Genomic DNA, 12,185 nt, shown 5'->3' with positions numbered 1-12,185 from the left:
CGTACTCAAGTACAGCCTGCGGCTAGCTTCCTAGTTTGCTCTTTGATTTTCATTGAGTATAAGTTGAAAAATATTTTAGAAGGGGTTGGGTCTCTTCATCAAGAAGGTTTGTGGTCTAGTAAACAATCTGAAATCGTACAGCAACACCTGAGTACATTAGATGGAATAGTATTAGCTCATTTATTTGGAAGTGAAATACTGAAAAGAATGGGAGTGAACTTAAATCAGTATAGGTTAAGCCATTTTGAGATAAAGTCAGGGATAAAAGCTATAGAAGAATTGGTAAATTTAAGATTAGAATTACAAAATTTCAAAATGACGAACCAAGTGATTGAATTTGATTGCTTGGTAATGGATATGAAAGTTTGTTTAGGCTATCAATTATTAGAATGTATGGAAAATGTAGTTACTATAGGAGAACAAGGTAGAGATTTTTTATCAACACATTTAAGAGATAGACAACATGATATATACGATGTTGAGTTTTCAGATAGTAGTATATCTTGTAAAGCAGAGCAAGTATTGATCAAAGATATTGAATATAGTGGTGTAGGTAGTCTAGAACAGAATTGTTATAGTTTGTTAGAGCTTCTGATTATTTTTTCTCAAATGGCAGAGATGTTAGCCTACCATATCGAAGAGATATCTCGAGAGGAGAGCAATACCATGTGGATGAAGCAAGTAAGTGCAGACTTGGATTCACCAATTTTAAACGGAGTAGTGGAGCTTAGTGGTAGTGTTTCAAAAAATAGATTGTTAAAAATTAGAGAAGAGCATTGGAAAGTCTACGAAATGTCCGGATATGATATAGATCATAAGGTAGTCTTTAAAAGTAAAATAGCTCAAAAATTACCTGATGGAGGGGGACAGTGATGGGAAATAGAGAATTAAGGTTAGTCATATCAGGAACTTATTCTACAGGTAAGACAACAACTGCTACAGCTCTTTCGATTGCAACGGGACTTCCCTTAATTGATGCTTTATCTGCGAGGGAAATTTTGACAGATTTATATCCTGGAAGAAGATTTCAGGATATGTCATCAACTGAATTAATGGCACTAGGGCTAAAGCGTTTTGAAGAGAGAATTCGTACGGAAGGAATTTTATACAAGGAACATGGAAGTTTTCTATCAGATGGTTCAGTATTGAATGAATGGATTTACGGGACTGTTCGAATGAGGGTAGGAATTAACCCAGGATCAGCATTCATTCATCGATTGATGAAATCTATTTTAGGTATTCCTGGTCGAACATTTTTCAAAAAATATTTGACTGCCTATGGGGTTGTCTCTAAGAATCATGCGAAATTGTGGTATACAGATGTTGTTCATTTACCAGTAGAGTTTGCAATGGATCCAGATGGGCATAGACCAGTATCTGAAGAGTATCGAAATTTATCAGATGAGGAATTATATGAAGCTTATAGGAATTTGGGTCTGACTCCTTATTGTGTAAAAGGTAGTCAGAAAGAACGGTTAAATCAAATCATTCAACATTATAAGTTGCCAATAGTTGTTCCAGTAGATGAGGCTATTTCCTTAGCTGAAAAGGTCATACGAGAAAACAGGGAAGCAGTATCTAAACGTATCATAGAGCAGTATGAAGAGCCTACATTAAAGGAAAAAATAAAATTTATGACAAGATATTAGGAGTATGTATGATTCAGTTTCAAAATATTAGTAAGATTTATAAGGTGGGGGAGCAAGAAGTTCGTGCTTTAGATCAAGTTAGTTTTTCCATTGAGAAAGGGAAATTTACAGTTATTTTAGGTCCATCAGGTTCAGGGAAAAGTACGTTACTAAATTTACTTGGTGGGATGGATCGTGCGACATCGGGAACCTTTATATTTGATGAGGAACTAGTAACAAAATTTACAGACAAGGAATTATCTGCTTATCGAAAAGATAAAATTGGTTTTGTTTTTCAATTTTATAACTTAGTTCCAAGTTTAACAGCCAAGGAGAATATAGGTATTGCAGCCAATTTAGTGAAAAACAATAAAGAAATTGATATGTATTTAGATCAAGTTGGTTTACTTCATAGAAAAAATAATTTTCCTAATCAACTTTCTGGAGGTGAAATGCAACGTGTATCAATTGCACGGGCATTGGCTAAAGAGCCTAGTCTATTATTGTGTGATGAACCTACAGGAGCGTTAGATTCAAAGACAGGCGATAGTATTTTAACTTTATTGAAGGAAGTTTCTAGAAATGGGAATGCTGCAGTTGTAATGGTTACACATAATAAAGAGTTTGCTAAATTTGCAGATCGAGTTATATATTTGAAAGATGGAAGTATTGAAAAAATAGAGAATAATGAAGAGGTGCTGGGATGAGGTATCTTCATATAAAATTATTAAGAGACCTTCGGCAAAATTGGCAACAATTTTTCTCTGTTTTTCTGATGTCTCTATTAAGTGTATTAATCTTTGTAGGTCTACAAGGAGCTTGGCATGGACTTGAAAAGAGTCTAGAGAGTTATTTGAAACAATCTGAACTTCCTGTTGTTTGGGTTCAAGCGAGACAAATTGATGAATCAAAAATTAAGCAGGTTGAACTATTATCTTCTGTTGAAAAAGTTATCAGTAAAAAGAAAGGATTTGCTAATATTGTTCGTTTAGACAAGACTGACGGACGAATCAATCTTGAAACGATTACAGATAATCAACTGGTTACAGTAACAGAAGGAAGTCCTTTTTCTGAAGGAAAACAAGATTCGATTTGGATTGATGGGAATTATGCTAAGAAGAATCAATTACAGATTGGAGACCTAATTTCTATTTCATCAAGGGGGAAACAGATAGATTTAGAAATTGTAGGATTTGTTCAGGCCACAGATAAGATTTATTTTACAGGTAGTATGGAATATATAGCTCCAAATCCTGATAATGATGCCTACGGTTATATTGCAGATAATGAAATTGCAAAAGGAATTCTGGGTTTATCGTCAGATAATGCCTTAGAAATTTATGGCTCTAAGATAGATTTGCGAGGAGATTTAGAGTCTATTTTTGGGGGCGATTTAGTTTCTTATCAAGATCAAAAAAGTTTAACTGAAATATCAGAAGCTACCGATCGAGTTGGGCAAATTAGAAATTTATCTTACTTATTTTCTTTTATCTTTATTTTGTTAGCTATTTTAGCTATGTTTACAACCATTCAGCGTTTGATTGATGGCCAAACAAAAGAGATTGCTGTATTAAAGGCTTTAGGTTTTTCAAATCAGGCTATCAGTTTACATTATATTTTATTTGGTTTAGTAGTAAGTTTATTAGGAAGTTTAGCAGGCTTTGCTATTTCTCCTTTAATGTCATGGTTTGTACTAGAAACTCAAAAGTCAATGTTTACACTTCCAAATTGGCAAATCTCTTATTCATCTTCATCAATAGTCGTTGGTATTGTGGTCATTATTATTTGTGTTTTAGCTGCCTATTTAGCTTCTAGAGAGTCAGCTAGAGGCTTACCAGCAATATTTTTAAGAGGTAAAGAAAAAGTTGCTAAATCTGTCTTTGTGGAAAGATTTTCCTCTATCTGGCAACGAATTTCTTATCCTTCAAGATGGGCAATTCGGGATGCCTCGTTTAATCGTATTCGAGTTTTGATGGGAATCGCGGGAGTTGCAGGAAGTATGATGTTACTGATTGCTGGAATTGGTATGCCTGTATCTATGAATCATCTTGTTGATAAGGCATATAATGAAGATTTTTCTTATTCAAAACGACTGACCGTAGCGGATTATACCACTTCTAAGTCTAAATATGGTGGGCAAGGTGTACAAATTTCACAAGCACATTTTAGTCCAGATGATGGATACAACCGTTTATTGATTATATTTGATGATGGAGATATGATACAAGCAAAAACAGAGAGTGCTGAATCTTTGAAAGATGATGGTTTGTATGTAACTAGATCATTTGCCCGTTTAGCAGGTATTAAAGTCGGAGATTTTTTAACTGTAACTCCTTATCAAGATGGTCATACTTACAAGTTTGAAGTAAAAGGGATTGTCACAAGTGAAACCAATCAAGGGGCTTATCTTCATGCTAGAGTCTTTGAAAAAGCAGGGGGAGATTTTACTTCCCATACTTTATTAGTTGGGTCAGAGGTGGACCAAGATACTATTAAGCAAGACAAAGGTGTTCTATCTGTCATTGAAAAAGGGAGCCAAGAAAAAAATGCCTATGATTTTGTAGCTAGTTTGATGAGTGTATTTCTAATGATTATTGGCTTTGCTTTATTACTTGTTATTATTGTTCTCTATAATCTAGGTTCTTTAAACTTTGTAGAGAGAATGAGAGACTATGCTACATTGCAAGTATTAGGATTTTCTAATCAATATCTACAGATGGTAACTCTTTTTGAGACTATACTAACTACCTTTATTGGTTGGCTAGTAGGAATTCCTTTAGGCATATGGTTTTTGAAAGAATATGTAGCAACATTTTCGACGATTCGAATTGAGTATACCGCTTATGTCAGTATGTATGTCCTTGCTTCTGCTACGTTATTGGTTTGGTTCACATCTTTAGGGACTGCTTATTTTATTAGTCTTCGTATGAGAAAGATTGACATGATTAGTGCTCTAAAGGGGGTAGACTAGTATGGTCAGTTCTGAGTGAATCTATAGACATTTATGAATAATTGTTAATCATCAGTTCTAATACTCAATGAAAATCCGTCAGCTCAAATAAGAGTTGACGGATTATTTTATACTTATACTTGGGTTAAAAATTCTTCTGTAGTAAGAATTTGAGCAAACTCATCTTGTAGAGAAAGGAGATTAATCTCATGGATAGTCTCAGGAGAGATGGCCTGACCGTTTTTGTTAGATAGGGTAAAACTGGCAGTAGCATCTGCTAGTAAAGTGACTTCAAAACCAAGATTTGCTGCCATTCGTGTCGTAGTAGATACACAATGAGGCAGGGTCAAACCAACAACGACTAAATGACCAATCTGATTTTTTCGTAAATATGTTTCAAGATTTGTTCCAATAAAGGCGCTATTAACCGTTTTTTGAAAGACAGGTTCGGAAGCAACTGGTTCAAATCCACTTTTAAACTCCTGATTTTGTTTGTTATGAAATTGCGACTGGGGATTGTCAGATATGTGTTGAATGTGTATGACTGGTAGAGAGTGTTTACGAAAGTATGCCAGTACCCTCAGTGCTTGATGTTCAGCTTGAGGGTTGTTTCGTTCTCCCCAGATAGGTCTATCAAATGCTTTTTGCATATCGATAATCAGTAAAGTAGTATGAACCATTTTATGCCTGATCCAATTGCAAGAGGGCCTCAATCTCTGCTAGGGTGCTAGCTTGTGAAATAGCTCCACGGAGCTTGGCAGCGCCAGATGTTCCACGGAGGTAGTGAGGAGCGAGGCCACGGAATTCACGAACTGCTACGTTTTCCCCTTTGAGGTTAATCAAACGTTTCAAGTGTTCGTAGGCGATTTTCATCTTGTCTTCAAAGGTCAAATCAGGTAGGATTTCTCCTGTTTCAAAGTAATGGTTGATTTGATTGAAGAGGTAAGGATTTCCCATGGCAGCGCGGCCAATCATGACTGCGTCAGCACCGACTTCTTCGATACGTTGTTTGGCTTCTTGGACCGTACGGATGTCACCGTTGGCGATGAAGGGAATCTTGGTCAAAGCTTGAGCGACCTTGTGAAGGGTCTCAAGGTCTGCGTGGCCTGTGTACATTTGTTCACGGGTACGGCCATGCATGGCAAGGGCAGAAACACCTGCAGCTTCAGCAGCGAGGGCATTTTCCACTGCAAGAGACGGGTCAGCCCAGCCTGTACGCATTTTGACAGTAAGTGGAATATCAAGGACAGATTGAACCTTGTTGATGATAGAGTAAATCTTATCTGGATCCTTGAGCCACATAGCGCCAGCTTCGTTCTTCACGATTTTATTAACTGGGCAGCCCATGTTGATATCCACGATATCGGTTTTGGTGTTTTCTTGGATGTATTCTGCTGCGCGTGCTAGGCTATCTTCATCACTACCAAAGAGTTGGATAGAGACAGGGTTTTCGCCTTCATCGATATGAAGCATGTGCAGGGTTTTTTCGTTGTTGTATTGGATTCCCTTGTCAGAGACCATTTCCATGACAACGAGCCCAGCTCCGAGCTCTTTTGCGATGGTACGAAAGGCTGAGTTGGTCACGCCAGCCATGGGCGCTAAAACGGTACGATTGGGAATCTCAACATTGCCAATCATAAAAGGTGTATTAAGATTTGTCACGAATGAGTTCCTCCAGATCGTTTTCATCAAAGTTATAAGTGGTTTGGCAGAATTGACAAGTGATTTCTGCTCCGTGGTCTTCCTCTTTCATTTCCTGTAAGTCTGAGCTTGGAAGGCTAGCAAGAGCGTTCATAAAGCGTTCATGGCTACAGTCACATTGGAAACGAATTTCTTCTTCAGAAAGACGCTTGTAGGCCTCGTCCCCGTAGATTGCCTTGAGGAGGGCTTCGATATGGTCTTCACTTTCTAGAAGAGTAGAGATAGCTGGCATTGCTTGGATGCGTTTTTCAAAGCGAGCAATCTCTTCTTCCTTGGCTCCTGGCAAGACTTGAACTAGGAAACCGCCTGCAACCTTGACTTTGTCTTCCTCGTCCAAAAGGACATTGAGGCCGACTGCTGAAGGCGTTTGTTGGCTTTCAGTCAGGTAAAAGGCTAGATCTTCACCGATTTCTCCAGAGATGAGGGGAGTCATAGAGTTGTAAGGATTCCCAGTACCGTAGTCTGTGATAACGAGGAATTGACCATTTCCAACAAAAGGTCCAACTAGAACTTCACCAGTTGCAGTCTTTTTGATGTCAACACCGGGATTTTGAACGTAGCCTTTGACGTTTCCCTTGGTATCTGCGACGGTGATGATAGCACCTAGAGAGCTAGAGCCCAGTATCTTAACGGTTAGTTTGGTATTTCCTTTTTCATTGGCTGCGAGAATCTGGCTAGCGATAAGAGTTCGACCAAGCGCTACAGTTGAGCTAGCTTGGGTTTGGTGTTTTTCTTGAGCAGTGCGGACTGTTTCTGTGCTGTCAAGGACAAAAGCACGAAAGGCTCCGCTTTCTGATATAGTTTTAATAATTTTATCCATAGCTACTATTTTAGCATAAAAATGCCCAAAGGGGGAGCCGTGTGTTTGCTGATTTTCAGGATAATGGACCAGGAAATCAGCATGAAAATAAAAAGAGAAACAGATTATTTCAGCATTTGTAAGATTTATGCTATGCTTAAGGTAGAAAATGAAAGGGGTAACAAATGTATTTAGGAGATTTGATGGAAAAGGCTGAATCTGGCCAATTTTCAATCCTTTCCTTTCTATTACAAGAGTCTCAGACGACCGTCAAGGCTGTAATGGAGGAAACAAGATTTTCAAAAGCAACTCTAACCAAATATGTCACCCTGCTCAATGATAAGGCTTTAGACAGTGGCTTAGAGATGAAGATCTCTTTAGAAGATGAAAATTTGCGTCTGTCAATCGGTGCAACTACCAAGGGGAGAGATATTCGGAGTCTGTTTTTGGAGAATGCTGTTAAATACCAGATTTTGGTTTATCTTCTCTACCACCAACAGTTTTTAGCCCATCAGATGGCTCAAGAATTGGTGATTAGTGAGGCAACGCTTGGCCGCCATTTGGCTAGTTTAAATCAGATTTTGTCAGAATTTGATTTATCTATCCAAAATGGACGTTGGCGAGGTCCAGAGCATCAGATTCGCTATTTCTATTTCTGTCTTTTCCGCAAGGTCTGGTCCAGTCAGGAATGGGAAGGCCACATGCAGAAACCAGAGAGAAAGCAGGAGATTGCCACTCTAGAAGAAATCTGCGGTGCGAGTTTATCCTCGGGGCAGAAATTGGACTTGGTTCTCTGGTCTCATATCAGTCAGCAACGTCTTCGTGTCAATGCCTGTCAGTTTCAAGTGATAGAAGAGAAAATGCGAGGGTATTTTGACAATATTTTCTACCTTCGTTTGCATCGAAAGGCTCCGTCCTTTTTTGCTGGGAAACACCTTCCTCTAGGAACTGAGGATGGGGAGATGATGATTTTCTTCTCTTTCCTCCTATCTCATCGCATTCTTCCTCTTCATACTATGGAGTATATCCTTGGTTTTGGAGGGCAGTTGGCAGATTTGCTGACGCAATTGATTCAAGAGATGAAGAAGGAGGAGTTGCTGGGTGATTATACAGAGGATCACGTTACCTATGAACTCAGTCAGCTTTGCGCTCAAGTCTATCTCTATAAGGGCTATATTTTACAGGACCGCTACAAGTACCAGTTAGAGAATCGTCATCCTTATTTGTTGATGGAACATGATTTTAGGGGAACGGCAGAGGAGATTTTTCATGCTCTACCTGCCTTTCAGCAGGGGACGGATTTGGATAAGAAAATTCTCTGGGAATGGCTCCAGTTAATCGAATATATGGCTGAAAATGGTGGCCAGCATATGCGGATTGGTCTGGATTTGACATCTGGTTTTCTTGTCTTTTCAAGGATGGCAGCCATTTTGAAACGGTATTTGGAATACAATCGTTTTATTAGCATTGAAGCCTATGAGCCTAGTCGGCATTATGATTTGCTGGTTACCAATAACCCGATTCATAAGAAGGAACAGACCCCAGTTTATTATTTAAAAAACGACTTGGATATGGAAGATTTGGCAGGGATTCGTCAGTTATTGTTTAGTTAAAGAAGATGGCAAAAAAACTCAATGTTAGGAGAAAAAGAAGTAAAATTTTCTGCAATAAAACGCATATTATCGAGTCTTTTCAACACTTGACAATATGCGTTTGTTTGACTTTAAATTCTTTTTGCTCAGCCTCTTATTTTATATTCTTAGACAAAATTGCTAGAATTACCTCGTTATCATTTGTGTTATCTACTTTAATAAGACCTGTATCAATTCTACTAAATAATGAATTAATAATGATTAGTCTTTCCTCTTTATCAATATTTGTACCAGCATAAGTCAAAGATTGATAAAATCTAGTTAAAGCTGCTTTCTGTTTGTATTCGGTGGCTAAATGATGATTTGACATTACGATTTTTACCAGTATTCTAATTATATAGATAAAGAAAGAAATAACAGAAATAAATACGAATGATTCTGAAAGAAAAGGAATTTCTTTGATGATATCTAAAGAATAATTATGTATAATTGTAATTAATTTTGTCGAAGTAAAAATTAAAGCTAGTACAGTTACAATAAGGATGATAGTCCAATTTCTAGCCTGCTTTATATATTCTGTAGCACGTTTATTCCAGAGTTGTTCAGGTGCCTCCAATGATAGTTTATTCTTATAAGTCTCCTCTAAATGTTCAAGTTTATCTTTCTTTTCCTTTTGCCAACGATTTATTGAGCTTTGAAACTCTTTTAATTCTATGGCCTTATCATCAAATTGTTGTTGAATATCATTGTATCTGTTTTCGATAAAAGAGGTAATTTCTTTATATTGTTCATTAGAATTATCAGAAATTTCTTGTAACTTACTGGTTAATGGATATATAATATTTTTTTCAAAGTCGAATATATTTTCCCTAATATTAGAGAACTGTTTTCTAAGTAAATACAGAGCCGGATAGAATTGGTATGGATAAGAGCTTGAAAAATAATTGCCTATAGAACTTATATTCTTGGAGAGATAGATGTAACTTCTTATCGCTTCTGTAAGATTGTCTGTTGTTTGCTCTATATAGAATGAAACAAAACTCTTTATTTTTCGAATTTCTAAATCTTTATCAATAGGTGAATCAATTGATAGTATGTAAACAAGCTTCCCTTGCTCAGTAGTTTCACGACTACTTGACAAGTTATAATAAAGATAGTTATTTATAGTATCCGTATTTAAGTCGTTAATCTCAGAAAGAAATTTCCTTATGCCATTTATCTTATTATTCATGATTTGCCAATTTGAATAATAATTAGATGGTGCTTTTTCTGAAACAATCTTCCAATAATCAAAATTAGTTTTTATTACTTTTTCAATTTGATCAAAAGTAAAAATCGCTTCACGTTCGTTGAAGTTTATAGTATGTTACTGTTAATTGTAAATCGAAATAAAATTTTATCATCCAAAAAATTAGATATTTGTTTGCTCGTAAAACTCATCATACTACCAGCCTATTTAGTCGTTTGAAACTTCTTATTTTTAATTAATATCCTAAAATAAGTGCTCTTACCATTTATTGATAAATCTTTTCCGTCATCTCCTTTTCGGAATCCAACAATTTCAAATTGATTTGGATTAAACTTATGAAGAAAAGTTATTGGAACTCCCATAACTCCTCGATAATCATAAGGAATATCTACTGTTTTATTGATATTGATACCGTTGTAATTATCGTAGGTTAAATATTGGTCTTCATTATTTTTATACTTTTTGGTAAGAATAATGTCCTGGTGCCTTTTGAAATTATCTAAATTTGTTAGCCATAAACAGTTATTAGGGGAAACAATTCTTTCACCACGTTCATTTATAGTGGTTTCTGTCCCATAGAGTTCATAGTGGTCTGGAACGATAAATCCAGAAATACCACGTCCCATATTTATCCCCATCCAAACTTTATTGTTTTCTATGAGTTTAAAAGTTTCTTTGTAAGTAATAGCATTAATATTGCCAATGATTAAAAATTGTTTATCATATTGAACAACTTGTGCAAGGAAGTCTCTGAAAAGGGAAAATGGTGGATTTGTTACCACTATATCTGCTTCTTTTAATAGTTTCATACTTTCCTCACTGCGGAAATCACCGTCACCTTTAAAAAATGTCACGTCATTTAGACTGGGAATAATGATCTCTTCTTTTTTCCCAGTGTATTCATAGTAAAAGCCATTTGAAATTTCTGAATTTAAGCTAAATAAATCAAATTGTTGTTCGATATAACAGGATGCAATCAGCTTTTTCAAACCAAGTTCATTAAAATTTTGAGCAAAATATCTATAAAAATTGCTAGTTCTGGGGTCATCACAATTGCAAAATATAATTTTGTTTTTGAAATGTACCTTGTAATGTTGTAACTCCCTATCTATATCTTGTAGTTGAGTATAGAACTCATCATTTTTATTTTTTTTTGCCTTTCTTAAAAAATCATTTTCGTTTTTTCTCATTATCTTATTCCATACTCCTTGTTAATTGGTTAAAAATATCGCTTCCCAAAACTTTAAGAGAAGTCTGAGCCACATCTAACATTATATTAAACATTTCCTGAGGCTTCCAGTGACTTCCATCACCAGTTGTGTAGATAGAGGTTGCTTGAAGCATTATTGATTTGTCTTTATTTTTTATAAATTTATTTTTGCACAAATTAGTATTGATTGGCATGCCGTAATTAGCGGCAGTTAGTCTGTCTAAGCGGTTTAGTATTCCTGAGTCATGTTCAAGTACCACAGACCGTCCATCTGGGCGTATTACAGAAATAGTTTGCGTTAAAAAATTAGAACCTTCTAGAAAAATGATATAAGGGAAATGTTCCTCGGATAGCATAAAATTTGCTATTTCAGCAATATTTTTATGTGAGCGTTCAATAGCATTTCCGGCAGCCATTAAATCTTGGTCGTTGTTTTTTCCTACTAGTTTACCTGATTTAATATTTTCAATATCTTTTCCTTGATGTTTAGCTTCTGTTACTAGAACTACACGCCAACTGCCTGAATCATCTTTTACCTCAATGATACCGCCGTCAGGAATAATACTTGCATTCTGTGTAAATAAAGTTTTTCCTAAATCTTTATCCAGTTTACTAAGATAATGATTAATCTCCTTTTTACTAACTGATTTTCTAAATCTAAACTCTAACATCGGATATAATTCCTCTAGTTTCGATTTTACTAGATGAGAGATAGTGCCTACGGCAATATCATGAGATTTTGCATCTTCTCCGAATATACCTACTACTCCTCTTGAATCTTTATGTTGGTTAGTTAGACGATTAGATTGATTCTTTTTAGCCATAAAATTCTCCCCTTTTTTATATTTTGAGGTGTTTTTAGTTATTAACAATATTATATCACACTATGAATGGGTATTAAATAATTGCATTATGTAAACTTTTCATATCGTAAATCTTAGCAAAAATACTCTTATTAGCTACTTCTTCATTAAAATAGGTTATTAAATCTAACTTTCTTGTCTTTTTATTTGAAAAAAAACAGTAAAAAAGCGCAAAAAATCACTTCCTGTGCTA

The 12,185-nt window shown here is 35.8% G+C and carries 11 protein-coding genes; 5 read left to right on the top strand and 6 right to left on the bottom strand.

The annotated features are described in order from the left end of the window. The 4 genes from ADH54_RS05425 to ADH54_RS05410 all read left to right on the top strand — a co-directional run. Nucleotides 1-873: AvrD family protein (locus tag ADH54_RS05425; RefSeq protein ID WP_049524329.1), on the top strand; the 873-nt coding region annotated here is incomplete at its 5' end. Then, nucleotides 873-1,649 (top strand): AAA family ATPase, encoded by a 777-nt coding sequence (locus ADH54_RS05420; protein WP_049524328.1) that lies wholly within the window; start codon nt 873-875, stop codon nt 1,647-1,649. The genes ADH54_RS05425 and ADH54_RS05420, both read left to right, overlap by 1 nt. Before the next feature lie 8 nt (nt 1,650-1,657). Beyond that, nucleotides 1,658-2,335, top strand: coding sequence for an ABC transporter ATP-binding protein (locus ADH54_RS05415; RefSeq protein WP_049524327.1), 678 nt, complete (start codon nt 1,658-1,660; stop codon nt 2,333-2,335). Then, on the top strand, nt 2,332-4,599 hold the full coding sequence (locus tag ADH54_RS05410; protein WP_049524326.1) for an ABC transporter permease: 2,268 nt from the start codon (nt 2,332-2,334) through the stop codon (nt 4,597-4,599). Before ADH54_RS05415 ends, ADH54_RS05410 begins: the two co-directional genes overlap by 4 nt. Nucleotides 4,600-4,712: 113 nt before the next feature. Here the strand turns inward: ADH54_RS05410 and ADH54_RS05405 are convergent, their stop codons facing one another. From ADH54_RS05405 to hslO, 3 genes are read right to left on the bottom strand one after another with little or no spacing between them, the layout of a single operon-like run. Further along, a complete protein-coding gene (locus tag ADH54_RS05405) occupies nt 4,713-5,258 on the bottom strand; it encodes a cysteine hydrolase family protein (protein WP_049524325.1) in 546 nt (181 codons plus the stop codon). Between the two features lies 1 nt (nt 5,259). Next, complete coding sequence (gene dusB, locus ADH54_RS05400; RefSeq protein ID WP_049524324.1) at nt 5,260-6,240, bottom strand: tRNA dihydrouridine synthase DusB; 981 nt, start codon at nt 6,238-6,240, stop codon at nt 5,260-5,262. Next, complete coding sequence (gene hslO, locus ADH54_RS05395; RefSeq protein WP_004238633.1) at nt 6,227-7,099, bottom strand: Hsp33 family molecular chaperone HslO; 873 nt, start codon at nt 7,097-7,099, stop codon at nt 6,227-6,229. Before hslO ends, dusB begins: the two co-directional genes overlap by 14 nt. A 164-nt stretch (nt 7,100-7,263) precedes the next feature. Between hslO and ADH54_RS05390 the strand changes: the two genes are divergently transcribed. Then, nucleotides 7,264-8,691, top strand: coding sequence for a helix-turn-helix domain-containing protein (locus ADH54_RS05390; RefSeq protein WP_049524323.1), 1,428 nt, complete (start codon nt 7,264-7,266; stop codon nt 8,689-8,691). 133 nt (nt 8,692-8,824) lie between these two features. Here ADH54_RS05390 and ADH54_RS05385 read toward each other — a convergent pair whose 3' ends face one another. From ADH54_RS05385 to ADH54_RS05375, 3 genes are all read right to left on the bottom strand, one after another. After that, on the bottom strand, nt 8,825-9,901 hold the full coding sequence (locus ADH54_RS05385) for a DUF6161 domain-containing protein (RefSeq protein WP_239682659.1): 1,077 nt from the start codon (nt 9,899-9,901) through the stop codon (nt 8,825-8,827). 221 nt (nt 9,902-10,122) lie between these two features. Beyond that, nucleotides 10,123-11,109, bottom strand: coding sequence for an adenine-specific methyltransferase EcoRI family protein (locus ADH54_RS05380; RefSeq protein WP_049524322.1), 987 nt, complete (start codon nt 11,107-11,109; stop codon nt 10,123-10,125). 4 nt (nt 11,110-11,113) lie between these two features. Beyond that, entirely contained in the window at nt 11,114-11,953 is an 840-nt protein-coding gene (locus ADH54_RS05375) for an EcoRI family type II restriction endonuclease (protein WP_049524321.1), read from the bottom strand. Nucleotides 11,954-12,185: the final 232 nt, after the last annotated feature.

Origin of the sequence: Streptococcus pseudopneumoniae (genome assembly GCF_001072315.1) — a bacterium.
Classification (GTDB): Bacteria; Bacillota; Bacilli; order Lactobacillales; family Streptococcaceae; genus Streptococcus; species Streptococcus pseudopneumoniae_R.
Note: the sequence above shows the minus strand (reverse complement) of the source record. Positions and strands in the feature narration are given on the sequence as shown.

Excerpts from the sequence above, each read along its gene's own strand:
- ADH54_RS05405 (WP_049524325.1), bottom strand. The coding sequence starts at position 5,258 with ATGGTTCATACTACTTTACTGATTATCGATATGCAAAAAGCATTTGAT.
- ADH54_RS05390 (WP_049524323.1), top strand. The coding sequence starts at position 7,264 with ATGTATTTAGGAGATTTGATGGAAAAGGCTGAATCTGGCCAATTTTCA.
- ADH54_RS05410 (WP_049524326.1), top strand. The coding sequence starts at position 2,332 with ATGAGGTATCTTCATATAAAATTATTAAGAGACCTTCGGCAAAATTGG.
- ADH54_RS05380 (WP_049524322.1), bottom strand. The coding sequence starts at position 11,109 with ATGAGAAAAAACGAAAATGATTTTTTAAGAAAGGCAAAAAAAAATAAA.
- ADH54_RS05415 (WP_049524327.1), top strand. The coding sequence starts at position 1,658 with ATGATTCAGTTTCAAAATATTAGTAAGATTTATAAGGTGGGGGAGCAA.
- ADH54_RS05375 (WP_049524321.1), bottom strand. The coding sequence starts at position 11,953 with ATGGCTAAAAAGAATCAATCTAATCGTCTAACTAACCAACATAAAGAT.
- ADH54_RS05385 (WP_239682659.1), bottom strand. The coding sequence starts at position 9,901 with ATGAATAATAAGATAAATGGCATAAGGAAATTTCTTTCTGAGATTAAC.
- ADH54_RS05420 (WP_049524328.1), top strand. The coding sequence starts at position 873 with ATGGGAAATAGAGAATTAAGGTTAGTCATATCAGGAACTTATTCTACA.
- hslO (WP_004238633.1), bottom strand. The coding sequence starts at position 7,099 with ATGGATAAAATTATTAAAACTATATCAGAAAGCGGAGCCTTTCGTGCT.